This is a genomic window from Sphaerimonospora thailandensis, from assembly GCF_016863115.1.
GTDB lineage: Bacteria > Actinomycetota > Actinomycetes > Streptosporangiales > Streptosporangiaceae > Sphaerimonospora > Sphaerimonospora cavernae.
Window position 1 is genome coordinate 54,235 of the sequence record NZ_BOOG01000033.1, and the last position, 24,524, is coordinate 78,758.

General features: G+C 69.9%; 27 protein-coding genes. 16 read left to right on the forward strand and 11 right to left on the reverse strand.

The genetic code is table 11. The annotated features are described in order from the left end of the window. Positions 1 to 58: 58 nt before the first annotated feature. Entirely contained in the window at positions 59 to 1,261 is a 1,203-nt protein-coding gene (locus Mth01_RS17795; protein ID WP_204016992.1) for an erythromycin esterase family protein, read from the reverse strand. A 77-nt stretch (positions 1,262 to 1,338) separates the two neighbouring features. On the opposite strand from Mth01_RS17795, the gene Mth01_RS17800 reads away from it, so the two are divergent. The 4 genes from Mth01_RS17800 (at position 1,339) to Mth01_RS17815 (ending at position 5,439) form a co-directional block, all read left to right on the forward strand. After that, on the forward strand, positions 1,339 to 2,052 hold the full coding sequence (locus Mth01_RS17800; RefSeq protein ID WP_204016993.1) for a TioE family transcriptional regulator: 714 nt from the start codon (positions 1,339 to 1,341) through the stop codon (positions 2,050 to 2,052). 235 nt (positions 2,053 to 2,287) lie between these two features. Continuing rightward, a complete protein-coding gene (locus Mth01_RS17805) occupies positions 2,288 to 2,584 on the forward strand; it encodes a FitA-like ribbon-helix-helix domain-containing protein (RefSeq protein WP_204016994.1) in 297 nt (98 codons plus the stop codon). An 8-nt stretch (positions 2,585 to 2,592) separates the two neighbouring features. Further along, entirely contained in the window at positions 2,593 to 3,039 is a 447-nt protein-coding gene (locus Mth01_RS17810) for a type II toxin-antitoxin system VapC family toxin (RefSeq protein WP_204016995.1), read from the forward strand. Between the two features lie 303 nt (positions 3,040 to 3,342). After that, the gene (locus Mth01_RS17815) at positions 3,343 to 5,439 is read left to right on the forward strand and encodes a TerD family protein (RefSeq protein WP_204016996.1); all 2,097 of its coding nucleotides are present in this window, start codon (positions 3,343 to 3,345) and stop codon (positions 5,437 to 5,439) included. Between the two features lie 360 nt (positions 5,440 to 5,799). Here the strand turns inward: Mth01_RS17815 and Mth01_RS17820 are convergent, their stop codons facing one another. After that, complete coding sequence (locus Mth01_RS17820; protein WP_204016997.1) at positions 5,800 to 6,543, reverse strand: MerR family transcriptional regulator; 744 nt, start codon at positions 6,541 to 6,543, stop codon at positions 5,800 to 5,802. Between the two features lie 63 nt (positions 6,544 to 6,606). Here Mth01_RS17820 and Mth01_RS17825 point away from each other — a divergent pair, with 63 nt between their 5' ends. Continuing rightward, a complete protein-coding gene (locus tag Mth01_RS17825; protein WP_204016998.1) occupies positions 6,607 to 7,074 on the forward strand; it encodes a DUF6194 family protein in 468 nt (155 codons plus the stop codon). A 32-nt stretch (positions 7,075 to 7,106) separates the two neighbouring features. Here Mth01_RS17825 and Mth01_RS17830 read toward each other — a convergent pair whose 3' ends face one another. Next, positions 7,107 to 7,697 (reverse strand): TetR/AcrR family transcriptional regulator, encoded by a 591-nt coding sequence (locus Mth01_RS17830; protein ID WP_204016999.1) that lies wholly within the window; start codon positions 7,695 to 7,697, stop codon positions 7,107 to 7,109. Between the two features lie 156 nt (positions 7,698 to 7,853). Between Mth01_RS17830 and Mth01_RS17835 the strand changes: the two genes are divergently transcribed. From Mth01_RS17835 to Mth01_RS17870, 8 genes are all read left to right on the forward strand, one after another. After that, entirely contained in the window at positions 7,854 to 8,873 is a 1,020-nt protein-coding gene (locus Mth01_RS17835; RefSeq protein WP_204017000.1) for an aldo/keto reductase, read from the forward strand. A 199-nt stretch (positions 8,874 to 9,072) separates the two neighbouring features. Continuing rightward, positions 9,073 to 9,444, forward strand: a complete 372-nt coding sequence (locus tag Mth01_RS17840; RefSeq protein WP_204017001.1) for a DUF1801 domain-containing protein — start codon at positions 9,073 to 9,075, stop codon at positions 9,442 to 9,444. A 259-nt stretch (positions 9,445 to 9,703) separates the two neighbouring features. Next, positions 9,704 to 10,042, forward strand: coding sequence for a YciI family protein (locus Mth01_RS17845; protein ID WP_239089773.1), 339 nt, complete (start codon positions 9,704 to 9,706; stop codon positions 10,040 to 10,042). An 8-nt stretch (positions 10,043 to 10,050) separates the two neighbouring features. Beyond that, positions 10,051 to 11,253, forward strand: coding sequence for an RNA polymerase sigma factor (locus tag Mth01_RS17850; RefSeq protein ID WP_204017002.1), 1,203 nt, complete (start codon positions 10,051 to 10,053; stop codon positions 11,251 to 11,253). Positions 11,254 to 11,422: 169 nt separating this feature from the next. Beyond that, on the forward strand, positions 11,423 to 11,956 hold the full coding sequence (locus Mth01_RS17855) for a toxin-antitoxin system HicB family antitoxin (RefSeq protein WP_204017003.1): 534 nt from the start codon (positions 11,423 to 11,425) through the stop codon (positions 11,954 to 11,956). 90 nt (positions 11,957 to 12,046) lie between these two features. Beyond that, on the forward strand, positions 12,047 to 12,892 hold the full coding sequence (locus Mth01_RS17860) for a DUF4097 family beta strand repeat-containing protein (protein WP_239089774.1): 846 nt from the start codon (positions 12,047 to 12,049) through the stop codon (positions 12,890 to 12,892). A gap of 27 nt (positions 12,893 to 12,919) precedes the next feature. Then, positions 12,920 to 13,894, forward strand: coding sequence for an ATP-binding cassette domain-containing protein (locus tag Mth01_RS17865; protein WP_204017005.1), 975 nt, complete (start codon positions 12,920 to 12,922; stop codon positions 13,892 to 13,894). Further along, positions 13,891 to 14,694, forward strand: a complete 804-nt coding sequence (locus Mth01_RS17870) for an ABC transporter permease (protein WP_204017006.1) — start codon at positions 13,891 to 13,893, stop codon at positions 14,692 to 14,694. Before Mth01_RS17865 ends, Mth01_RS17870 begins: the two co-directional genes overlap by 4 nt. A 152-nt stretch (positions 14,695 to 14,846) precedes the next feature. Here Mth01_RS17870 and Mth01_RS17875 read toward each other — a convergent pair whose 3' ends face one another. From Mth01_RS17875 to Mth01_RS17885, 3 genes are all read right to left on the reverse strand, one after another. Continuing rightward, positions 14,847 to 15,497 (reverse strand): HNH endonuclease family protein, encoded by a 651-nt coding sequence (locus Mth01_RS17875; protein ID WP_239089775.1) that lies wholly within the window; start codon positions 15,495 to 15,497, stop codon positions 14,847 to 14,849. A 156-nt stretch (positions 15,498 to 15,653) separates the two neighbouring features. Next, positions 15,654 to 16,058 (reverse strand): hypothetical protein, encoded by a 405-nt coding sequence (locus Mth01_RS17880; protein ID WP_204017008.1) that lies wholly within the window; start codon positions 16,056 to 16,058, stop codon positions 15,654 to 15,656. Beyond that, positions 16,055 to 16,312: a DUF6290 family protein gene (locus Mth01_RS17885; RefSeq protein WP_204017009.1), complete on the reverse strand. Its 258-nt coding sequence runs from the start codon at positions 16,310 to 16,312 to the stop codon at positions 16,055 to 16,057. Before Mth01_RS17885 ends, Mth01_RS17880 begins: the two co-directional genes overlap by 4 nt. A 251-nt stretch (positions 16,313 to 16,563) precedes the next feature. Between Mth01_RS17885 and Mth01_RS17890 the strand changes: the two genes are divergently transcribed. Then, positions 16,564 to 17,211: an FMN-binding negative transcriptional regulator gene (locus tag Mth01_RS17890; RefSeq protein WP_204017010.1), complete on the forward strand. Its 648-nt coding sequence runs from the start codon at positions 16,564 to 16,566 to the stop codon at positions 17,209 to 17,211. A 182-nt stretch (positions 17,212 to 17,393) separates the two neighbouring features. Beyond that, positions 17,394 to 17,870: a hypothetical protein gene (locus tag Mth01_RS17895; protein WP_204017011.1), complete on the forward strand. Its 477-nt coding sequence runs from the start codon at positions 17,394 to 17,396 to the stop codon at positions 17,868 to 17,870. Positions 17,871 to 17,931: 61 nt separating this feature from the next. On the opposite strand, the gene argG is transcribed toward Mth01_RS17895, so the two are convergent. The 3 genes from argG to Mth01_RS17910 form a co-directional block, all read right to left on the reverse strand. Next, positions 17,932 to 19,380, reverse strand: coding sequence for an argininosuccinate synthase (argG, locus tag Mth01_RS17900; RefSeq protein WP_204017012.1), 1,449 nt, complete (start codon positions 19,378 to 19,380; stop codon positions 17,932 to 17,934). 143 nt (positions 19,381 to 19,523) lie between these two features. Further along, positions 19,524 to 20,201 (reverse strand): response regulator, encoded by a 678-nt coding sequence (locus Mth01_RS17905; RefSeq protein WP_204017013.1) that lies wholly within the window; start codon positions 20,199 to 20,201, stop codon positions 19,524 to 19,526. Next, a complete protein-coding gene (locus tag Mth01_RS17910; RefSeq protein ID WP_204017014.1) occupies positions 20,198 to 21,325 on the reverse strand; it encodes a sensor histidine kinase in 1,128 nt (375 codons plus the stop codon). The genes Mth01_RS17905 and Mth01_RS17910 overlap by 4 nt, the downstream gene beginning before the upstream one ends. A gap of 218 nt (positions 21,326 to 21,543) precedes the next feature. Here Mth01_RS17910 and Mth01_RS17915 point away from each other — a divergent pair, with 218 nt between their 5' ends. Next, complete coding sequence (locus tag Mth01_RS17915) at positions 21,544 to 21,975, forward strand: DUF6223 family protein (RefSeq protein ID WP_239089776.1); 432 nt, start codon at positions 21,544 to 21,546, stop codon at positions 21,973 to 21,975. A 67-nt stretch (positions 21,976 to 22,042) separates the two neighbouring features. On the opposite strand, the gene Mth01_RS17920 is transcribed toward Mth01_RS17915, so the two are convergent. Then, entirely contained in the window at positions 22,043 to 23,245 is a 1,203-nt protein-coding gene (locus Mth01_RS17920; RefSeq protein WP_204017015.1) for a YVTN family beta-propeller repeat protein, read from the reverse strand. A gap of 296 nt (positions 23,246 to 23,541) precedes the next feature. After that, positions 23,542 to 24,501, reverse strand: coding sequence for an IclR family transcriptional regulator (locus Mth01_RS17925; protein WP_308440810.1), 960 nt, complete (start codon positions 24,499 to 24,501; stop codon positions 23,542 to 23,544). Between the last annotated feature and the right edge of the window lie 23 nt (positions 24,502 to 24,524).

Below are 24,524 nucleotides of genomic sequence, written 5' to 3' on the forward strand. Positions count from 1 at the left end.
GTCCCCAGCACCGGGACGGTGGCGCTGCCGCGATCGCCACGCTGAAGCCTGGGGAAGCCTAGCTCCGCGGGAGGTCCTTGACGAAGACGATCCCGTCGTTTTCGTCAAGGTGGGCCGGGTCCAGGGGGGAGTAGCCGAACCAGGGGGACACCCGGGGGGTGGGCCGGGCGCCGGCGAGGGCGGCGGCCAGCCGGCGGGTGTCGACGACGTAGCGGTCCTGCGGGAGTGCGTACAGGAGCTCTTCGACGGTGTCTGGTGGCGGGGTGTCCACTCCCTGGTGCCGGATCGTGCCGACGGCCGTAGCCAGGAAGGCGTACTCCTCGCCCAGGTGGGCGCTTACGATCGCGCCGGCGCTCCACCACTCCAGCGGCAGGCCGCCCATCCGCATCGTGCTCTTGTTCCGCTGGAGATGGCCGTTGTGGGCGTGGGCCAGCGCCGGGCCCCGCTCGGCGATGGCGAGGAGGTTGGCGGCCATCATCGAATCCCGGATCGCGCACAGCCGCGTCAGGCGGCTCGGTGAGGTGTCGGCCATCCAGAAGTGGTAACGCAGCAGGCCGGTGGCGGTGCGCCCGTACAGGCGTGCCCGGTCCCAGTCGCCTCGTGAGGACACCGCGATCAGGTGCGGCGTCTGCGCGTCGAGCAGCGCCACCAGATCGTCGGCGAGCAGCCGCAGTTGACTGGCCTCGGCCGACTGCCCCGCGGACTGGGACGGGTCCATCATCGCGGCGGGATTGGTCCACCGGTCGTCGGCGCCGAGCAGACGGTCGAGCGTTTCCGCTGTGCAGGGGAGCAGGTCCGCGTCCACCCGGGCCGCGAGGTAGCCGTGGAGTGCGGTGAGGGCCTGGCGGGGGCTGGCGGCGTGGCTGATCTCCAGCGGGCCGTCGACACCGGCGAAGCGCAGCCGCTCGGACGCGGGCCGACCGTCGTTGTACGCGCGCATCCAGCGCACGAGCTCGCGGTTGGCCGCGGACGCGCCCCACCCGTGGCTGAAGCCGCGCTCCATGACCTCGTCGAGAGCGCCGGTACCCGAGGTGACGTAGTCGTCCACGACCAGGCCCATCATGCAGTCGCTCTCGATTGCGATCGTCCGGTAGCCCTCCCGCTCGACGAACTGGCGGAAGAGCTCGTTGCGCAGGTCGAGCAGAGTGTCCTCGCCGTGGGTGGGCTCGCCCAGGGCGAGCAGTCGCGGCCGGGCCGGGAGCAGCTTCATGACGGCAGCGGCCTCGACGGCATGAGTGGTGTCTTTGATCCCAATAGTCACACCTTCGACAGTATCGTTGAACCTTCGGTTTAAACTTTTACGATGAACCTCTGCTTTCACCGGGTGGAACCTTCAACATGAGGCCAGTGGATCTGGCGCGCGAGCACGGCCTGTCCACCCAGGCGATCAGGAACTACGAGGACGCCGGCATCCTGCCCGCCACCGGACGCAGCCCCCACGGCTACCGCGCCTACGCGCCGCTGCACGCGCAAGCCCTGCGCGCGTTCCTCGCCCTCGTGCCCGGGCACGGCCACCAGACGGCCACATCGATCATGCAGGCGGTCAACCGGGACGCGACCGAGGACGCACTGCGGCTCATCGACGAGAGCCACGGCCAACTCCTCGACGACCGCCGCACCCTCCAGGCCGTCGAAGCCGCGCTCCACGACCTCGCGCCCGTGCCGCAGGAACGCGGCGACACGTTCATCGGCCCCCTGGCCAAGAGGCTCGGCATCCGCCCGGCCACCCTGCGCAAATGGGAACGGGCAGGCCTGGTTCGGCCGCGCCGCGACCCGCAGACGGGCTACCGGGTCTACAGCGCGGCCGACGTGCGCGACGCCCGGCTGGCCCACCAGCTCAGACGGGGCGGCTACCTGCTGGAGCAGATCGCCCCGCTGATCGCCCAGGTCCGCTCCGCCGGCGGCGTCGCACCGCTTGAGTCGACGCTGCACGGCTGGCAGGCCCGCCTCTCGGCCAGGAGCCGCGCCATGCTCACCGGCGCCGCCGCCTTGGAGGCCTACCTCAGCTACCGACCGGCCCCGCCCGAAGGCGGACCGACTGCACCAGCGTGATGGCCAGGCCGTACGCCGGCGACGTGAGGGCGTCGCTGGCCGCGGCCACGATCGTGTTCAATCTGTTCGGCCGGTAGGCGTTGACGCCCGGGGGCTCGGCGACCAGGATGCGCGTGGTCCGCCCAGTGGCTGCTCGGTGCAGGGCCGCTCAATGCCGCTGCCAGGAGGAGACAAGCGGAGCCAGTCGCTGAGCGAGTGATATCACCATGACGGACTTAAGTGATAGCATTGAACGGTGAAACAACTGCTGCTCCGGATCGATGACGACCTGCATCGGCGCATCACCCGTCGGGCTCACCGCACTGGCCGATCCATCAACGCGACCGCCGGAGAGATCCTCGCGAGGGGCGTCGCCGGTGAGGCGCTCGACGCGCGGGCAGAACTGCGCGCCCGGGCCCGCCGCCTGGGTGTCCTCGCGGAAGGTTGTGTGTCCCAGACGTCACAGGTGACCAGTGCTGAGCGCGAGCGCGCTCTAGAAACGACCGAGGGTATCGGCCCCATTCTTGACCGGCTCTGGGCCGAAGGTCGCTGACCGCCGCCATGCTCACCTATGTCGACTCCTCCGTCCTCGCCTGTGCCTACCTTCGTGACGAGCCTGGGCACGGCCGGGCTCGTGAGCTGCTGGAAGATCCTGAGCACCTGTTGGTGACAGGCACGCTGACGGTGGTTGAAGTGACCGGCGTTCTGGTGCGCGCGGCACGCACGCAACGGCTGATGGATCTGGACGGAACTCTCGCGGTTCTCGCGTCCGACCTTGGCGAAGACGGTCCTGTCACGCTGCTCGCCGCTCCGCGTGAGATAGTCGAACGGCGCGCCACCGAGATCGTCTATGCCTACGCGTTGCGTGCGCTCGACGCGATTCACCTCGCCCTGGCCGAGATCGCGGCGGTTCCTCTTCTGGAGGATGAGGGCGACAAGCTCGGCTTCGCCAGCCGCGATCGCTTTCAGGCGCAGGCCGCCGAAGCACTCGGCTTCGCTCTCGTATGATGCGGAGGACGAGTGCGACGAGCGCCGTCGCGCCGTACGACAGCCAGCGTCTTCCGCCGCGCGGGGACTGGGAGCGTGCGCAGCCGGGCCCTGCGGCTCCTGGTTCTCCGGCTGGGTGTAGAACTCATACTCCTGATCGGGAGTCATCGGTGTATCGCTCATCGGTCCCTCCGGAATTGGTCCGCGAGGCCCGGAGCGGCTAGACGGAAGCGATCCGGTCACCTCCGGCGCGCGCGACTCCGTACCAGCGGCACTCATATTTAAGGTGGTGATCCGCGCATATCCGCGCTATATCGTTCTTGCGTGGAAGATCTGATCATTGCCCGGCGCCTGCGCGTACCCGTCGACGATGCGGAGGACGGCACGTCCGGTTGGGGTGAGGTGGCTGCCCGGCAGCTCGACGCGGCGCTGCTCAGTGTCGGCTTCACCTGCTCGCCGGCGCTGCTCGACCGCCTGGCCGCACTGCCCGGCGAGCAGGTGATCGATCTCGGCGTGCGAGTCCTGGCCGCGGTCCGCCGCCTGGTCGGCGATCACGTCGAGCACAACGCCTACTTCATCGACTTTCCGAAAAACGTCCCGGACACCCTGGAGTTCTGGGTGGGGCTGCTGCGCGAGGCCATGCTCGACCCGGTCGCCGCCGCCCGGCTCCAACCGGACATCCTCAACCTGCTGGACCTGCCGCGATACGGCAGCTACCAGCACACCTACGCCGATCTGCTGGCCGCGCACGCCGAGCTGATCCCCCTGGCCAGTGACCGGGTGACCGTGCTGGAGCTGGGCGGAAGCCTGCGCGACGAAGCGCGGGAGCTCTACTTCTCGCTGGCCGGCTCCGAGGTCCCGCTCGCCACCGAGGACCTGGCGGCTCTGCGCGCGCTGGCCGCCTTCTGCGCCGAGGACCAGCCCGAGCACGTCCCGGTACGCGAGAACCGGGCCGTCATCAACGAAGTACGGCTGGCCGCCGGGCAGCCGCTGCTCGTCGACACCGTGACAGACGTGCTCCGGCTGGCCTCGGCCTGCTCCGGCGGCGACGTCACCCTGTCCACCTCCACCCGCCTGCGCTCATTCCGCCGTGCCGAACGCCGCATCCTGCTGGCCGCCCTGGACACCATTCCGGCTACCAAGCACGGGGACGTGCTGCGTCACCGTGAGCAGTGGAAGCGGCTCGGCGAGCGGTTGCACCCTCACGAGTACCCGCAGTTCCCCCGGGCGGCCCAGGTCTTCGACGTGGCCAGGGGCGTGCGCACGGCGACGAGCTTCGCCAGCCGGGTCGAGGCCGCGCTGGCGGCGGGCCGTACCGAAGAAGCCGTCTCGCTGCTGGAGCACACGCCCGGCGCACTGCTGCGCCGCCTCGACCACCTGCTGCGCGCGGGCGGCGGCTCCGCCGTACTGGAGGCGGCGGAAAGGTCCGCCGCCCACGCCTCCGGCCGTGTGCTGCTCTCCCTGCGGGAGCACCTGCAGAACCGGCTCGCGCCCGTGAGCCGGGTCTTCACCAATCGGCACGGCAGAGCGTGGACGACACCCGACACCCGCTCCCCGCTCGAGGAGGAGGCCCTCAACCGGACCCTCGCCGTCCTGGACGAGGAGATCACCCGCCGCCTGCCCGACCCCGGCGAGTTGATCGTCGACCCCGCCGTGCTCGACGTGGCGCTGCCCTTGTCGGGCAAGGCCGTCGCGCCCGGGCTCGGGATGCTGCCCCGCGGCTCGCTGTCGCCCGTGGACGGTGAGCTGCTCCGATTCTTCGTGTACTGGCGCCAGGCCGAGCGGCGCACCGACTACGACCTGTCGGCGCTCATGCTCGATTCCACCTATGACAATCCGACGCACATTTCGTGGACGTCCTACGCCAACGACTTCGCGACCTACTCGGGCGACCTCACCGAGGCCCCCGACGGCGCCTCGGAGTTCATCGACGTCCGTCTCTCCCAGGCCACTCAGCCGATCATCATCCCTCAGGTCGACATCTATGCCGGGGAGCGGTTCGACGAGGCCGCCGAGGCGTTCTTCGGCTACATGATCCGGGATGCCGCCCAGGAGGGCAGGCCGTTCGAAGCGCGTACCGTGCGGATGAAGTCCGACCTGCGCGGGTCCGGCCGCATCGCGCTCCCGCTCGTCTTCCTGCGCGGGGACGACGGTGCCTGGCGGGTGAAGTGGTTGCATCTCTACCTGTCCGGACATCCGGCGTTCAACCAGGTGGAGGGCAACCGGGTCACCGCGTCGTTGCTCGTGCGCTCGATCGTGGAGCGGGACTACCTCCGGGTCGGCTACCTGGTCGACCTGCTACGGGCCAAGTCCTCCGGGGGCGGGCACGTCACGTACATCGGGCTGGAGGCACCCGCCGACCTCCCGGACGGGGCGCGGGTCTACACGCCCGCCACGCTGCACGAGCTTATCCCGGCCTGATATCATGCTGATCGCAAGGCCATGGGAGGGCTTCCTTCTCATCTCTGGAACCGGTCTGCCCGTACGGGCGCCGGTCTTGATCTAGCTTTCCCGCTTTCCTTGCGCTCTGGCGGGTGAGGCCATTCGGAGGCTTCCTTCTATCCTGGTTCGATTCCAGGTAGGCCCGTAACGGGCCTACTGGTGCATCTAGCTTCCGAGCCCTCCTCACCGCGCGGCAGATCGCCGTACGAGTCCGCTCCGGGCAGTGCTCGGCACGCGAGATCGCGGCACAGGCACTGGATCACATCGCCCGCCACGACACCGCGGTGCGGGCCTTCACCGAACTCTGGCCGCAGCACGCCGCAAAGCACGGTTGTGCGGCTACGGGGAACCCCCGCCCCCTACCGGGGTTCTGATGGAGAGCGCGGCACTGAGTGCGGCGGCGCCGTCGAGCAGGGCTTTGGAGCGAACCGCGATGTCGGCATCTCTGGCGGCCAGCGCGGAGGTGATGTCCTTTGATCGGGGGCCGTGCCGTAGCTCGGGGATGAGAGCCCGAAGACGCGCGATGCGGTAACCGGCCTTGCGCAGCTGGTGAACGATCCGGGCATCCCGCACGTGGGCTGGTGTGTATCGGCGCGTTCCTCGCACCGGGTCGCGGTCAGGGACTACGAGATCCTCCGCGTCCCAGTGCCGCAACGTCGAAGGGCGCACGCCGAGCGCGGCGGCGAGTTCGGAGACGCTCATCGAGTCCGAGGGGCGTACGTCTCCGATCGGCTCGCTGGAGATCGCCTGGGCGGCCTCCTTGGCCTGCCTCAGTTCCGTGCGCTCTGCGTCGAGCCGGGCGTGCGCCGCATCCAGAAGGGCGAGCACCACCTGCGAGGCGGGGAACTGGTGTACGGCCCGCACGATCTTCTTGGCCTCAGCCGGGCCCGCGCCCGCCGCGAGGGCTCGGTAGGCCAGCGCGGACTGTACATGTATCTCTCCGTACATCCGGTAGCCCGTGGCCGTGCGTGTCGCCGGCGGAAGCACGCCGTCGCGCTCGAGATTGCGAACCTGTTGAACCGAGTACCCGGAACGCCGCGCGACATCGACGGTGCGTAAGTCCCCTGATTTGAGACCTGACATCCGGAAGCCCCTCAGTTTCAGCCGCGAAGTCTCCACAAGCACTTCAATGGAACGCTGGAGGACATGACGATAGACGAGATCATCGGCTTCGTGGACGGCCTCGACGGCGTCCTGTCCCTCAGGCCGGCGCCCGGTGACGGCTCGCCGGAAATCAGTTGGGGCGACACGTTCTTCTACTACGCGCCTGATGGCGTCATCCCGGCGACGACCCAGCCGTTCGCGACGGTCGTGACCAAGGACTACCCCGGCGACGAGACATCCCGTCTGGATCGTCCGGGCACCTTCCGCGTGAACATCTCCGCGGGGAAGGAGGCGTTCATCCGGTGGACCGGTCACGCGCCACGCGAACCGGCCACCGCCGAGGTCGACCCCGGCGCCGCCGACACCGTGATCGCGCACCCCGTCTACGGCACCCTCGGCTGGCTGGCGGTGGTGAACCCGGGTTCACGTACGGAAGCGGCGACCCGTGAGCTGCTGCGTACGGCCTATGGCCTCGCATGCTCACGCCACGAGCGACGCGCCCAGGGGTGACGGCCGGTGAGGCGGAGCCGCCCGGCCGAAGGTCAGTGCGGTCGGCGTAGTCCTGCTATGAGGAGTTCGACCAGTCGACGTGCGTCGTAGCGGGGATTGTTCTCCACGCCGATGCAGAGGTTCCCGACGCCGCGCATGAGTTCGTAGGCGTCCAGGTCGGAGCGGATCTCGCCGGCCGCGGCCGCGGCTTCGAGCAGTTGGGCGCACACGGGCACGAGCCGGTCGAGGAAGTAGGCGTGCAGCGTGTCGAAGCCGGCGTCGTCGGAGTGCAGCACGGCGGCCAGACCGTGCTTGGTGACCAGGAAGTCGACGAAGAGGTCGATCCATCGCCCCAGTGCGGCGTGGGGGGTCGGGCCGGTCGCCAGCAGGGCCGGGCCGGCCTCGGCGAGGGCCTCGATCTGGTGCCGGTAGACGGCGATGATGAGATCCGCTCGCGTCGGGAAGTGACGGTAGATCGTGGCCGTCCCGACGCCGGCCTTGGCCGCGATGTCGCGTATCGGCGCTTCGACGCCTGAGGTCACGAAGACCGCCGCGGCGGCGTCGAGCAGCGCCCTTTCGTTGCGCCGGGCGTCGGCCCGCTTGCGCGGGGCCGCATGCCCCGCGCCTGCATCGCTGTCGTTCATCGTGCCGTTACCTCCGCCGCCGGGATTGCTAAACGGGACAATGTCCCGTATCGTCAAACGGGACAAGGTTCCGTTTGCTCATGATGCCAGAGCAAGAGCCGGCAACCAAGCCGCGCAATACCACCACGCTTCATCCGCAATGGAGGAGACACGGTCATGCAGTACCGCACCCTGGGCCGCACCGGCGTACAGATCAGCTCCCTCGCGCTCGGCGCGATGAACTTCGGCAAGATCGGGCGTACCACCCAGGACGAGGTCACCGCCATCGTCGACGCCGCTCTCGACGCGGGGATCAACCTCATCGACACCGCCGACGTGTACAGCGGCGGCGAGTCGGAGGAGATGGTCGGCAAGGCCATCGCCGGCCGCCGCGACGACATCGTGCTGGCCACGAAGGCGAGCATGCCCATGGGAGACGAGCGCAACCACCAGGGCGGCTCGCGTCGCTGGCTGGCCACCGCGCTGGACGACAGCCTGCGCCGCCTCGGCGTCGACCATGTGGATCTCTACCAGATCCACCGGTGGGACCCGAGGACCAGTGACGAGGAGACGCTGTCGGCGTTGACCGACCTGCAGCGCGCGGGAAAGATCCGTTACTTCGGCTCCTCGACCTTCCCCGCGTACCGCATCGTGCAGGCCCAATGGGCCGCCCGCGAGCATCACCTGAGCCGTTACGTCACCGAACAGCCCAGCTACTCGATCCTGCAGCGCGGGATCGAGACCCACGTCCTGCCCGTGACCGAGCAGTACGGGCTCGGCGTGCTGGTGTGGAGTCCGCTGGCCTCGGGCTGGCTGTCGGGCGCGATCCGCGAGGGCCGGGAAATCACCACCAGCCGCTCGACGTTCATGCCGCAGCGCTTCGACACCACCATCCCGTCCAACCGGGCCAGGCTCGACGCGGTCGAGCGGCTGGCGAAGGTCGCCGACGAGGCCGGCCTGACCATGATCCAGCTCGCGCTCGGGTTCGTGACCGCGCATCCCGCCGTGACCAGCGCGCTCATCGGCCCCCGCACGCTGGACCACCTGTGGTCGCAACTCGCCGCCGCCGACACCGTGCTCTCCGCCGACGTGCTCGACGCCGTCGACGCGATCGTCGCCCCCGGCACCGACCTCGCCGCGCACGAGAAGAACGACACCCCGCCATCTCTGCTCGCCCCGTCACTGCGGCGCCGCTGATCGCCCGAGGGGCCGGGGCACGTGATCCCGACCTTCATGTGCCGACAGCTCGGGCAGCGGTGTCCCGTGCTCGTGCCTGTGTCGTGCGGGCGGCCATGTGACAGGGAACGCTGGTATTCCCTGTCACATGGCGAGATCGACGTCCGGATGAGAACACGAACACGGACCACGAAGAACGAAACCGGAAGGGCACCTGACCATGGCCAAGTTCGCCACCATCGACGACTACATCGCCTCCCTTCCCGAGGCCCAGCGGGAGATCACCGCCAAGCTCCTGCCGATCATCGAGGAGGTGCTGCCCGGGGCCGGCGCGGTCTGGCACGGGCACCCGGTGTGGAGCCTGGGCGCGGCTCCGGGCAAGTCCCCGGTCTGCTTCCTCAAGGCGTACCCCGCCCATGTGACCTTCGGCTTCTGGCGGGGACAGCGGATCGGCGACCCGTCCGGCCGTCTCGAACCCGCCGCCCGCGAGATGGCCGCCGTCAAACTCCGTACCCTGAGCGACGTCGACACCGGTCTGTTCACCGCCTGGCTGCGTCAGGCGCGTGACCTCGAAGAGCCGGCGGGCGATTGACCTGGGCTGCCGGCGGCGACGGAACAGCCGGTGGCGACAGCGGGTGGAACCCGTACGGAAGATTTCTGGGCTCCTGTGTCGTATCGAGGGCTCGGCCGATCGTCTTGAAGATGAGGGCCGTCGACGGGATCACCGAGCCGTTCGACGCGTTCTGGGGAATGACGCGCTCTGGGGAATAGCGGTACGCCACGGTGGCCGACCTGTACGCGGCGCTCCCCGCATGCTGACCAGCAGACCAGACCACAGAAGGAGTCCCGGCATGAAGTACGTGCTGATGTTCGTCGAGACCGAGCAGTTCGCCAAGGAACTGGAGGCGATGGGTGAGCTGGAGCAGCGGGCCGCCTATGAGGCGGTGGGCCGGTGGTTCGCCGAGAACGCCGACAAGATCACCCATCACACGCATCTGGCGCCGGTGCACACCGCGACCACGGTACGGCTCGGCCAAGGCGAGCCGGTGGTCACCGATGGGCCGTTCGTGGAAGGCAAGGAGGTGGTCAGCGGGTTCGCCGAGGTCGAGGTGGCCGATCTGGACGAGGCGCTGAAGCTGGCCCGCTCGTGGCCGGCCTGCCCGATCGTGGAGATCCGCCCCGTCTCCTGAGCGAACAGATGCACGAAGAGATGAGCCGGGAGGTGCTGGCCCGCGTGGTGCGCGAGCACGCGGGCCGGCTGGCCGCCTCCCTGGTGTCGCTGCTGGGCGACTTCAGCGCCGCCGAGGACCTGGTGCAGGACGCGGTCGAGACCGCGCTGCGGCGCTGGCCGGTCGAGGGCGTGCCGGAGCGGCCGGACGCGTGGCTGTCGACCGTGGCCCGGCGGCGCGGGCTGGACGTGCTGCGCCGCGAGTCCAACTACCGGGCCAAGCTCGCCCGGCTCACCTGGCCGGCGCCCGCCGCGCCCGACGACCGGCTGCGGCTGATCTTCACCTGCTGCCATCCGGCGCTGTCCCGCGCCGCGCAGATCGCGCTCACGCTGCGCGTGGTGTGCGGGCTGTCCACCACGCAGATCGCCGCCGCGTTCGTCGTGCCGGAATCCACGGTGGCGCAGCGCATCACCCGGGCCAAACGGAAGATCGGCGAGGCCGGCATCCCGTACCGCGTCCCGCCGCAGGAGGAGCTGCCGGAGCGGCTGGGCGAGGTGCTGGCGGTCATCTACCTGCTGTTCAACGAGGGCTACCTGTCCAGTACGGCCGAGCAGGCCCAGGCACGCGACCTGGTCGACGACGCCGAGTGGCTGGCCTCGCTGCTGGCGAACCTGGTGCCGAAGGATCCCGAGGTGGCCGGATTGCTGGCGTTGATCCGGCTGCACCGGGCGCGCGGCGGGGCCCGCTTCGACGCGGACGGCCGTCTGGTGCTGCTGGCCGATCAGGACCGCTCGTTGTGGGATCGGCGGGCCATCGAGGACGCGACGGCCCTGCTGACGCGGGCCGCCCGCGTTCATCGCCGTCCAGGCCCGTATCAGCTGCAGGCGGCGATCGTGGCCTGTCACGCCGAGGCCGAGACCTTCGCCGACACCGACTGGGCGCAGATCCTGGTGCTGTACGACATGCTGCTGCACCTGACGCCCTCGCCTGTCACACGGTTGCATCGGGCGATCGCGGTGCGCTACGCGAGGGGCGTGGAGGCGGCCCTGGCCGAGCTGAAAGAGCTCGGCGACGCACTGGAGCGTTACCCGCTCTTCCACGCCACTCAGGCCGAACTGCTGCGCGGTCTGGGCCGCCGCGAGGAGGCGCGCCGGGCAGATGAGCGGGCACTGGAGCTGATCGCCAACCCGGCCCAGCAGGCACTGCTGGAGCAACGCCTGGCCTGGGACTGACGTCCCCCGGGTTGTGTGGTTAAGGGGCAGTGCCTCCCTGTTCAGGCGCACTTGTTCTGTCCCTGATGCGGCATGTCCGGGCGATTGTGCGACTCGATGACGTCAATCCGGTGCGGAGTGGCGTCATAAATGGCTTGATTTGACGTCGAGATGGCGTCATAGTTGAGGCATGGATCTGATGCCGTACGTGGAGAACCTTCGCCGCGAGCTCGCCGTCGCCGCCGAAGCGGGGGGACCGGACGCGCGGGCGCTGGCCGAGCGCCTCACCGGCGTTCTCGAGTCGGCCACCAGGCTCACCCTGCTGGAGGCGCTGTCGGCGGCGGCGGACGAGATCACCCGCGATCTCGCACCGGGCTCTGTCGACGTGCGGCTGCGCGGTGGCGACCCGACGTTCGTGGTGACGCCGCCGCAACCGGGGCCGTCTTCGGAGGTCGTGGTCGGCGGTCCGGAGACCGCGCCACCTACCGTGCCGCCCGCCGGGCCGTCATCCGGCGAGGAGGGCGGCACCGCGCGGATGACCCTGCGGTTGCCTGAGCACCTCAAGGTGCGCGTGGAGGAGGCGGCGGGCCGGCAGGGGATCTCGGTCAACGCCTGGCTGGTCCGTGCCGTCTCCGCCGCGTTCGAGCCGGGCGCCGGGAGTGGTCCCGCCGACCGGCCGCGGCGGCCCCAGAGCGGGCGCGGCTACACCGGCTGGGTGCGTTAACGGCGCCCGCCCGGCCACATCACCCGTCATCGCTCATCGCCCGGCCCCGAGGCCGGGATGTTCCACCGGACCCATGAGGAGGGCTCCGCCATGCCTGCTTTCGACACCCCCGAACCGATCACCGCCGACATCCAGATCTACATGGGCCAGGTCCGCATCCACGCGAGCGACCGCGCCGACACCGTGGTGGACGTGCGCCCCAGCGACCCGTCCGACGAGGCGCACGTGCAGGCCGCCGAGCGGATAATCGTCGAGTTCTCCGGCGGGCGGCTGCTGGTCAAGGACCCCAAGTCCAAGGCGCTGAGATATCTGCTGCCCTGGCGCGGTTCCATCGAGGTGACCATCGAGTTGCCCGCCGGATCCCGCGTCGAGGCCGAAGGCGCCGCGGAGTTGATCGCCACCGGCCCGCTCGGCGAGGCCGTTCTGCACAGCTCGTACGGCGACCTGCGCCTGGAGGAGACCGGCCCCCTGGAGGCCAGGGCGTCCTACGGCGGCATCTGGGTCGACCGGGTGACCGGACCCGCCGAGGCGACCACCTCCACCGGGGCGATCCGGATCGGAACCATCGACGGCACCGGCATGCTGAAAACCTCCACCGGCGCCATCACCCTCGGCGAAGCGACCGGCGAGCTGCACATGAAGACCGCCCACGGCGACATCAGCATCGACCGCGTGCTGGCCGACCTCACCGCCACGACCGCACACAGCGGGATCCGGATCGGCGCGGCGGTGAGCGGCGCCATCCGCCTGGAGACCGGCCACGGCAAGATCGGCGTCGGCATCGCCGAGGGCACCGCCGCCTGGCTGGACGTGCACTCCAAGAACGGCGTGGTGCGCAACACCATGGACGCGGCCGAAGGCCCCGAGGCCGCTGAGGCGGTCGTCGAAGTGCACGCGCATACCAACTGGGGCGACATCGACATCCACCGGTCCTGACCCTCGAACACCGCAAGGAGACCCCTCATGAGTGACGCGATCACAGCCGAAGGACTGGTCAAGAGATACGGCGAGGTGACCGCCCTGGACGGGCTGAGCTTCTCCGTCCCGCAAGGGACGGTGCTCGCCCTGCTCGGCCCGAACGGCGCCGGCAAGACCACGACGGTGCGGGTCCTGACCACGCTGCTGCGCCCCGACGGCGGCCGCGCCACCGTCGCCGGATGCGACGTCGTCGGGGACGCCCGGCGGCTGCGCTCGCGCATCGGGCTGTCCGGCCAGTACGCCGCCGTCGACGAGCACCTCACCGGAGCCGAGAACCTGGAGATGGTCGGGCGGCTGTACCACCTGGGCGCCAGACGCAGCAAGGCCCGCGCCCGCGAGCTGCTCGAACGCTTCGACCTCGCCGACGCCGCGGACCGGCCCGTGAAGGGCTACTCCGGCGGCATGCGCCGCCGCATCGACCTCGCCGGCGCGCTGGTCGCCGACCCGCCGGTGCTGTTCCTGGACGAACCCACCACCGGCCTGGATCCCCGTGCCCGCGCCGCGCTGTGGGACACCATCTCCGAACTCGTCGCGGCCGGCAGCACGCTGCTGCTCACCACGCAGTACATGGAGGAGGCCGACCGCCTCGCCGACCAGATCATGGTGGTCGACCACGGCCGCGCCATCGCCCGCGGCACCGTCGACGAGCTCAAGGACCAGATCGGCGGCAACCGCATCGAACTGACCGTGACCGACGCCGCCGAACTGGAGACCGCCCGGCAGGCCCTCACCCGGTTCGCCGTCGGCGCCATGCGGACCGTGCCGGAATCGCTCCAGATCACCGTCCCGGTCGCCGACGGCCCCGAGGCGCTCCGCCAGACCCTCGGCCGGCTCGCCGACGCCGGAGTCCGGGTACGGGACGCCGGCCTGCGGCGGCCCACCCTCGACGACGTCTACCTCACCCTGACCGGGCGCCAGGCGTCCGGCACCGACCCGCAGTCCCGGGAGGCCACCCGATGAACGCGCTCACCATGCCCATCGCCGACGGCTGGACCATCGCCAGGCGCAACACCCTGAAGATCAGGCGGTCGCCGGACCTGCTCGGCTCCGTGATCACGCTCCCGATCGTGCTCGTGCTGCTGTTCGCCTACGTCTTCGGCAGCGTCATCGACGTCCCGGGGATGTCGTACCGGGAGTTCCTGCTCCCCGGCATCTTCGTCCAGGCCGTGATCATCGGCGCGCAGATCACCGGCTACACGCTGACCCTGGACCTGCAGAAGGGCATCTTCGACCGGTTCCGCTCGCTGCCCATGGCCCCGTCCGCGGTGCTGATCGGCCAGACCGTCAGCGACCTGCTGATGAACCTCGCCAGCCTGGTCGTCATGGCGGTGATGGGGCTGATCGTCGGCTGGCGGGTGCACACCTCACCCCACGAGGCCGTCCTCGGCTTCGGGCTGCTGCTGCTGTTCGCCTACGCGTTCTCCTGGGTCACCGCGACCGTCGCGCTGGCGCTGCGCACCCCGGAAAGCTTCAACAACATCGCCACCATGGTCTCCTTCCCGTTGATGTTCGTCTCCAACGCCTTCCTCGACAGCTCCGCACTGCCCACGCCGCTGCGCGTCGTCGCCGAGTGGAACCCGGTCTCCACCTTCACCCAGGCAGCACGCGATCTCTTCGGCAACACCAGCACCGCGATGAAAACCTCGGACGCCTGGCCCATCCAGCACGCCATCCCGGCATCACTGCTCTGGATCACCGCGATGCTGATCGTGTTCGTCCCCCTGGCGACCCGCATCTACAAGCAGGCCGTCAGCAGTTGACCACCAGCGCCAGGCGCCCCCGCCACCCGAGGGGCGCCTTCGCGTGTTGGAAACGACCCGGGCTCAACAAGATCTAGCCAGGAATCCCCGCCCTTCGGCGCGCGATGTACGGCAGAGCCGTACCGCTTGACCGACGTTGATACCGGCCCTGGTTAATCTCCGCAGGTCCGGAGCATGTTGAGCAGGGCCACCTTTTCCTTGCGGGTCACGAACAGTCGGTAGTGATGCTTCACAGTGATCCACGAGATCGCGTATCGGCACCAGTGGCTGCGGCGCGGCGGACGCCAGCTCTGCGGCCCTTTGCCGCCCTTGGCCATGTTGACGGAGTGGCTGACCGTGATCAGCTCAGGCCGGGTGAGGTCGTTGGCGAAGGCACGCCGCCGCGCTTGGCTCCATCTGCTGGCGCCGGAGCGCCAGGCGTAGGCCAGCGGCACGACGTGGTCGACGTCGACGTGTTTTTCGCTTTTCAGTCGCTTGCCGTCGTAGGGGCTGTACCAGACGCCCTTGACGGGGTGGCAGGCCGCGTTTCTGCGTACGTTCCGCCCGTCGCGAGCCAGGACCACCTCTCGTGCGTCGCACGTGCCCTTATGGTGCGCCCATCGGGGCTGGAACCGCTTGTGGCTGTATCCACGGATCGATAACGGCCTGGCTACCTTCAGCTGAGCCAGCATGCGACGGGCCATCGCCGCGGTCTCGGTCTGTGGCCGCTTGCGCGGGTCGGCCGCCGCCTGTGAGGTGGCTACGACAGCGCTGATCGGGATGACCAGAAGAGTGAGCACAGCAATCTGGACCGTCCGCCTCATGAAGATCACGGTTCCACTCATTACCAGTCGATGCCCGCCGGCGGCAGCGATATTCGAGACACGAAGGGACTCTTAAGTGTCGGGAGGTGAGGTCGCGTCGGTGTGCACCGTCGTGTTCGTGTGGTCTGCCCGTACGGATCGCGTTCCCCATCGAGGTTACGGAAGCGGTTCGACTTCCAGGGCAGGGGTGAGGGTGCGCAGGTCGAACATGCGGTCGCTGACCACGGGCCAGCGGCGGGACAGTCCGCACCAGGCGACGTGCGCGAGTGTGGCGTCGTCCCCGCCCAGATCGGCGATCTCGTGTGCCTTTTCGCGGTCGTCGAGCAGGTCGATCTCGACGCCGGGCGAGGTGGTGAGCAGCATCAGCTGCCAGCGCAGGTCCTGCGGGATCACGGCCAGGGCCTGGACGTACGCGGTGACCGGGATGAGCAGGGTGACGGTCCCGGACTGCAGCGCCATGGCGATCAGCGCGCGTACGTAGACGTGCTTGCCGGTCGCCGCCGATTCGAGGGCGGAGGCGTCGAGGACCCGGCCGGACCCGGCGGTCGGCGGCGGGGTCACGAGGCGGCGCGCTGCGCGTCCGGTCCCAGGGCGGCGGCACTGCGCCGATCAATGCCGAGGGAGGCGGCCGCACGGTCTAACTGGTCCTGCGGGAGGGGCCCCCAGGCGTCCATGAGTCGGTTGAGCACGGACATACGGGTGATGTGTTCACGTACGGAACGCTTGACGAGCTCGGCCATCGACACGCCCTCGGCCTCGGCCTGAGCGCGCAGCAGCTCGTTCTCCTCGTCATCGAACCTGATGGTCATCGCCATACCGCCACTTTAACCCGCCGTGGTATCACCTGCCAGCGGTATCGGTATCAACAGCAAAGGGAAGGGGTGGCCGCAGTTGCCGGGGTGCGTGCTCGGTGCCGTCGACGATCAGGGTCATCCGGCGGTCGTCTGTTGTACGGTTTTGGTCGTTCTGATGAATGCCAAGCGATGGGCTGTGATTGCTCTGCTGCCGGCTTTGGGCAGCTCACTCGCATACGGCTCGTTAAATGGCGCTGCACAAGGAGAACGGTATGTTCATCCAGCCCTGGGACGCCGGCCTGGACGAAGCCGAGTGGCAGACCTGGATCGCCGAAGGCCACGACTTCGGGCAGCTGAGCGTCAACGGTCTGCCCGGCCGCCCGCCCGTCGTCGTCCCCACCCACTTCACCTGCGACGGAGGTCACCTGCTGATCCATCTCGCCCGGCCCAATCCGGTCTGGAAGGCGATCGAGCACGACCCGAACGTGGCCTTCACCGTTATCGGCGACTACGCCTTCATCCCGGGCCCCTGGCGCACCCAGCCTGGCATCCCGCCCCGCGACGGCGTGCCCACCAGCTACTACGCGGCCGTCCAGTTCACCTGCCGCGCCCACATCATCGACGACCCCGAGGCCAAGGCCGAGTTGCTGCGCCGTCAGCTCGCGCACTTCCAGCCCGACGGCGACCACGCCCCCGTCGCCGTCGACCAGCCTCCCTACGGGCGGTTGCTGTCCGGCATCCGCGGCCTGCGCCTGGAGGTCGCCGACGTGGTGGCCAAGTTCAAGTACGACGACCACAAGCCCGTCGAGCACCGCGCCGCCGTCGCCGACCGCCTCACCGCCCGCGGCCATGGCCTGGATGAGCCCGCCGCCCGCCAGCAGCTCCGCCGCCTGGACCGCATCGGCCCCTGGAAGCCCTGACCCCACCGCCCAGGCCACCTCTGCGGCCAATGCCCACACGAGCGCTGTTTTCGCTGCTCACCGGCTATGCCTGCGAGAAACTGCAAGATCACGAATGTGAAAAGGCCTGCTTCCGGCGCCTGTGTGCGAGAATTCGCAAGATCACGGCCGTCTCCTCGTCTCCCATGGAGAATCCCCGCCGCATGAGCGCCATCTACGACCAGGTCGACGGCGAGCGCATCGCCGTGGCCGACCACGGTGACTGCGTCAGCGTCATCAACAGCACCGGAAAGATCGTCGTCGCCAAGAAGGACATCCGGCGGTTCGCCGAGCGGGTGCTCGCCGCGGCGGGCAGGATGGCCGTCGTCCTGTTCCCGCCGTCGCTGCGGAAGGAGAGCCTGTCGGTCTCGTGCCCATCGGGACGGTGGCGGGTCCGCGTCTCGCCGAAGAACGGCGCCCGCGTCCTCGTCGAGGTCGACCCGCAGGGCCTCGGGCCGGCCGAGGCCTACGAGCTCGCGGCCGCCGTCGCCGTGGCCGGGCGGCACATCGGCGACTCCGGTCAGGCCGACAGGCGTATGGCCGCGCGGATCCGGGAGGTCATCGAGGCCAACCGGGGCCGCGACGAGGAGGCGGTCGCGGCCGCGATCGTGGCCCAGGTCCTGGACGGCCCGCACCGGTGACCATCCCCGAGCATGCCCCCGACCATGACCGGCCGGGGGCCGCTTCCCAAGGCGCGTCAGACTAGTCGGTGCCGGACTCCATGGCGGCGGCGTCGAGCAGCACGTCGTCGACGGGGATCTCTCCGCCGGAGGCGATCGCCTCGGCTCCGCCCTCGGGCATCGCGCCGATCAGCTTCGTCGAGGCCGCGTCCGCGACGTCGATCAAGGTTTGGTGCGGGCTGCCGACCATGCCGAGCCTGGCGTACTGCTCCAGCTTGGCGCGAGAGTCGGCGATGTCGAGGTTGCGCATGGTCAGCTGGCCGATGCGGTCGACCGGTCCGAAGGCGGAGTCCTCGGTCCGCTCCATGGAGAGCTTGTCGGGGTGGTAGCTGAACGCCGGTCCGGAGGTGTCCAGGATGGAGTAGTCCTCACCGCGCCGCAGCCGCAGGGTCACCTCGCCGGTGACCGCCATCCCGACCCAGCGCTGCAGCGACTCGCGGATCATCAGCGCCTGCGGGTCCAGCCAGCGGCCTTCGTACAGCAGCCGGCCCAGCCGCCGCCCCTCGGCGTGGTAGATGGCGAGGGTGTCCTCGTTGTGGATCGCGTTGACCAGCCGCTCGTACGCCGTGAACAGCAACGCCATTCCCGGCGCCTCGTAGATGCCCCGGCTCTTGGCCTCGATGACCCGGTTCTCGATCTGGTCGGACATGCCCATGCCGTGCCGGCCGCCGATGGCGTTGGCCTCCAGGACCAGGTCGACGGCGGAGGGGAACTCCTTGCCGTTGATCGTCACCGGCCGTCCCCGCTCGAAGCCGATCGTGACGTCCTCTGCGGCGATCTCGACGGCGGGGTCCCAGAACCGTACGCCCATGATCGGGTCGACGATCTCGACGCCCGCGTCGAGGTGCTCGAGCGCCTTGGCCTCGTGGGTCGCACCCCAGATGTTCGCGTCTGTGGAGTAGGCCTTCTCCGTGCTGTCCCGATAGGGCAGGCCGCGGGCGAGCAGCCACTCGGACATCTCCGCCCGCCCGCCGAGCTCGCCGACGAACTCGGCGTCCAGCCACGGCTTGTAGATTCGCAGGGAGGGGTTGGCGAGCAGGCCGTAACGGTAGAACCGCTCGATGTCGTTGCCCTTGAAGGTGGAGCCGTCCCCCCAGACCTGCACGCCGTCCTCGAGCATCGCGCGCACCAGCAGGGTGCCCGTGACGGCCCGCCCGAGCGGGGTGGTGTTGAAGTAGACGCGGCCACCGGAGCGGATGTGGAAGGCCCCGCAGGTCAGGGCCGCGAGACCCTCCTCCACGAGGGCCGAGCGGCAGTCGACCAGACGGGCGACTTCCGCGCCGTACGTCGTGGCCCGCCCGGGCACCGAGGCGATATCAGGTTCGTCGTACTGGCCTACGTCGGCGGTGTAGGTGCACGGCACTGCACCCTTCTCGCGCATCCACGCGACCGCAACCGAGGTGTCGAGGCCGCCGGAGAAGGCGATCCCGACACGTTCACCGACAGGCAGGGAGGTGAGCACCTTGGACACGAGTAAAAGTATATACAGACCAGTACATAATCATGCAATGCGGGGGGCGTGCTCAGCAGTTGATTCGGCAGAGACGCGGCCAAGTACCGGCCAGAGCCCGCGGACGTGCCGGCGCACCTGATCTGCCTGCCGGCTCGGGTCGCCTACGGCGGGGAAGCCGACGCGTTGTGCGGGGCTACCAGGCCGGATTCGTAGGCGAGGACGACGAGTTGCGCGCGGTCACGGGCGTGGAGCTTGGTCATGGCCCGGTTGATGTGGGTTTTCGCGGTCAGCGGGCTGATCACCATGTGGTCGGCGATCTGGTCGTTGGACAGGCCCCGCGCGACCAGCGCGACGGCCTCGCGCTCCCGGTTGGTCAGCTCGTCCAGCCCGGGGCCGGCGCCGTTGTGGAGCGGCTGGGTGACGTACCGGTTGATCAGCCTGCGGGTGATCGACGGTGCGAGCAGGGCGTCGCCGCGCGCGGCGACGCGTACGGCGTGCAGGAAGTCCTCCGGCAGGATGTCCTTGACGAGGAATCCGGCCGCGCCGGCGCGCAGCGCGTCGAAGACGTATTCGTCCAGGCCGTAGTTGGTCAGGATGACGACGTGCACCCCGGCCAGGGCCGGGTCGGCGGCGACGCGGAGGGTCATCTCGATGCCGTCGACGACCGGCATCTGGATGTCGATGAGCGCGACGTCGGGCAGGTGCTGTTGGGCCAGAGCCAGGCCCTCCAGCCCGTCGGCGGCCTCGGCCACCACCTCGATGTCGTCTTCGAGGTCGAGGATCGCGCGGAATCCGCTGCGCAGGAGCGGCTGGTCGTCGACCAGCAGGACACGGATCATGACGTCCGTTCTGTGGGAAGTTCGACGCGGACGGTGAAGCCGCCTTCGCCGCGTGGCGCCGCCCGAAGGCGACCGCCGAGGGCGGTGACGCGTTCGCGCATGCCGAGCAGCCCGACGCCGGGCACCGGGGCGATGCCCGGCGTGGCCCTGCCGTCGTCATCGACGCGTATCGCGAGGGCGTCGGGGCGGTAGTCGATCCGGACCGACACCGTCGTGGCGGCGGCGTGACGGGCGACGTTGGTGAGGGCCTCCTGAACGATCCGGTAGACGGTCCGGCCCAGCGCGGCCGGTACGTCATACCGTTGTCCCTCGATCGTCAGCGTCGCGTCCAGGCCGGTCGTCCGAGCCCGTTCCACCAGGTCCGCGACGTGGTCGAGCCCGCGTGGCGGGGTCGTGTCGTCGTCGCGCAGTGCCTCCAGGGTCGCGCGCAGCTCACGGGTCGCCTCGCGTCCGGCCTCCTGGATCGCCAGCAGGGCTTCCGGCACCTGTTCGCCCCGCTTGCGGGCCACGTGGACGGCGACCTCGGCCTGCACCTTGATGATCGAGATCTGGTGGGTGAGCGAATCGTGCAACTCCCGCGCGATGCGCAGCCGCTCCTCGTCGGCGCGACGCAGCGCGGTCTCCTCCCGGGTGCGCTCGGCTTCGTCGGCCCGGCGCTCGGCCTGCCGCAGCGCTTCACCGGCGGCGCCGGCCGCGATCAGCCAGGCGATCTCGAGGGCGCCTCGGGCCTGCGCGAACACCTCGCCCGTGTCGTGCAGGCCCGAGGCCAGGGCCGCGAGGGGGAGAAGGGCCAGCATGGTCAGGCTCGCCGCCACCGTCATGGCGCGATATCCAGCCCGCACGGCCGCGTACACCGCGAACAGGTACGCGACGGCGGGTACGTCGAAACCGATGGCCTGGTAGCCCAGCGCGCACAACCCGGTCACGGCCAGCACGGTGACCGGAGCCCGGCGGCGTGCGGCCAGCGCCAGACCACCGGTCAGGAACAACGTGTAGCCCAGCGGGTCGAGACCCGTGGGGGAGTGGTGCCCGGACAGCCCGGTGACCAGCAGGGTCGCCGCCACGCCGACGGCGATCGCCCAGTCTGTGACACCCATCTGGACGCCGGACCGCCCTGTGCTCATGCGCGCACCCTAGCCCGTCGTCCGCCTGGACGACTCCTGCACAGGGATGATCATCAGCCTACCGCGCCCGCGGTATCTTCACGGCTCCTGCGGCATCGGCGGCAGCCGGCTACGGCATCGGCCACAGCGCGAATTGCCCGCGTCCGCTGGACGACCGGCGGTGGATCCAGCGGACATGATCAGCTCACGTCCAGTCGTAGGAGGAGAAGGAGCACCTCATGTCCGTCCGTCACCTGCTCGCCGCCGCCGCCGTAGCCGTCCTGCTCGGGTTCGGGCTCGCCGCACCGGCGGCCGCGCACGTTTTGGCCCAGCCCGGCGACGTCGGTGCCTACACCCTGACCGCCGGGCGCGTCTGGTCCCTGGCCGCCGCGCTGCTGGCGCTGGTCGGCGTGGTCCTCGGCGGGCTGGCGCTGGCCCGCTCCACCGGCCGCATCGGCACCGGCAACGGGACAAGAGGGGCCGTCGTGGCCCTGGCGGCGGGGCTGGTCGCCATGGTCATCGGCGCGCTGGTCGTGGCCGCCGCCAAAGGCGGTCCCGGCACCGGCTACGGCATAGTCGGGGGCTACCTGGACCTGGCGGTGGGGCTGATCGCCATGGTCCTCGGCGGGCTGGCGCTGGCCCGCTCCCGCCGCTCCCACCGCGCCGGCTGACCGAAGGCGCATGAGGCTCCCGCCCGGGTCCGTGGGGATCAGCGGCGGCGGACAGAGCCGCCGCCGGTCACCGGAAGATGCCCGTGTGGCCGAGGGAGTAGCGGCCCGGCTGCGGATACACGGCCAGCCCGTGCGGCCCGGCGCCGACGCGGATGGTGCGGATGACCTTGCCGTTCCGGGTGTCGAAGACGTAGACGACGCCGTGGTAGCGGCCGCTGAGCCACAGCTTCGTGCCGTCCGCCGACACGCCGCCCATGTCCGGTGAGCCGCCGCCCGGGATCCGCCAGACGTCCATCACCTTCCGCTTCGCGAACGACACGACGGACACCGACCCCTCGTTCCGGTTCGACACGTACAGGAGGCGCGAGTCGCGGCTGACGTAGAGGCCGTGCGCGCCCCGCCCGGTCGGCAGGAACCGGATGACCTTGTACGTCGCCGCGTCCACGAGCCACACCCCGTGCCGGGCCATGTCCGCCACATAGAAGACGGTGCCGTCGGGCGACAGCTTCACATCCTGCGGCATGCTCGTGCCGCCCAGGGTGATGCGGCGGATCACCCTGGGCGTACGCCAGTCGAGCACGACCAGGTGGCCGCTGAACTCGCAGCTCGCCAGGAAGACCGAGGTGTCGGCGGTGAAGTCGCCGTGGTTGATGCCCCGGCAGGGCATCGACAGCGAGTGCAGCAGCCGCATGCTGTGCGGGTCACGCAGGTCGAGCTGGTTGTTCCGCTCCGCCATGACCATGGCGTACTTCCCGTCCGGGGAGAAGTACAGGTTGTAGGGATCCTCCACGGGCACCGGGCGGCCCGGTTTGCCGGTCCGGGGGTCGATGGGAGTCAGGAAGTTGCCCTGGTTGTTGTTCACCCACAGCGTCTTGAGGTCCCAGGACGGCACGACATGCTGGGGCAGTGCCCCGACCCGGAAGTGCCGCACGATCCGGTACGTCTCCGGGTCGATGACGTCGACCGTGCCGCTCTCGCTGTTGGGCACGTACACGAGGGAGCGGAAGCCCTTGACGACGGGGCTGAGCATCCCGGGCCGGTCGGCGGCGTAGACGTCGACCGGCTTCTGGGCCTCCGCCTGGTGCGGCCCGGCGGCGCCGGGCGCCAATGGCGGGGCCGCCGCGGGCGGGGCGCTCGTAGCTCGCGACGGAGCGGCCGGCGACGATGCGGCCCGCGGCACGGGCGGCTGCGCCGCACAGCCGCTGAGGACGAATCCTTCCAGGATCATGAGCACCACGGTCACGGCCCCGGCTCCACGCGCTCGTCTCACGCCTGCCCCTTGAGTCATGGCGGGCGAAGCTTCGGCCGCCCCCGGTCACCCGACGACCGGCCGCGGGTCCGCGGGAGCGGTACGGCGCGGCGGGTCGAGGAGACGCTAAAGCCCACCGGATGCGGCCTGAAGGCGCTTTACCTGCTCTTGCCCGCGCCCTTCCCCGTCGCCGACCACGGCGTGCCCGGCTCACGAGGTGAGGCCGTCGGTGCCGGCATGAGCGGTGTTTGACCATGACTCGGCGTGCGGAGAACGCGGAGCGCGAGGAGCTGGAGGGCGCGTGGGAGCACGATGCGTCAGAGGAAGGACATGGGAGGGCCCTCCGCGCGGGTACGCCCCGTCGCCTGGACCGCCAGGACGGGAAAGGGCCGGTCCAGGGCGGACGAGATGGCGTGTGCGGTCCGCCTGACCAGGTCCGCGACCTCCGCCGACACGGCGCGGGGCGAGGCGCCCGCCACGCTGATCGCCATGACGACCCTGCCGTCCGGGCCGAAAACGGGGGCGGCGGCGCAGACGATGCCCTCGGCGAACTCCTCCTTGGCATAGGCGACGCCGCGCCGCCGGACCACGTGGAGCTCCCGGTCGAGGGCGGCATGGCCGATGAGCGTGCGGCGGGTCATCCGCGGCAGGTCGCCGCGATCTCTGAAGGCGGCGTGGAGCTCATGATTGAACGCGAGCAGCACCTTGCCGCCCGCGGTGCAGTGCAACGGTGCGCGGTCGACCTCGTCGGAGGGCGTGCTCACCCGGCCGTGCCCGTACACCCGCTCGACATAGGCGATCTCCATTCCCCGGGGGACGGCCAGGTTGACGGTCTGCCGGGTCGCCTCGTAGAGACGGATCAGGTGCGGCAGGACCATGCGCCGCGTGCCGGGGACCATCCTCGGCCCCGGCCCCGCCAGGTTGATCAGTTTCTGGCCGATGGTGTAGTCGGAGTCGATCCGCTGCGCGAGCCCGGTGGCGCACAGCACACCGAGCAGGCGATGCGCGGTCGTCTTGGGCAGACCGGTCCTCCTGGACAGCTCGGCCAGTCCCACCGGACCGGCGGCCGCGCTCAAATAGGTGAGAATCGCCGTCGCCCTTTCCAGACTGCCGGTCGATGGCGGCGGCGAGGCCGGCGGCGGTGGAAACGGCGTGGGGTGATATGACGCTTTTCCCTGATGGGTGATGGCTCTCGGCATTCTGTCCTGTTCGCCTAACGGATGGATCGGGGCACGCTCCGGCTCTCGGCATCGGAGTGCATGATTACCCAGCGACATGTATGGCCACACTCCGCCTCCGC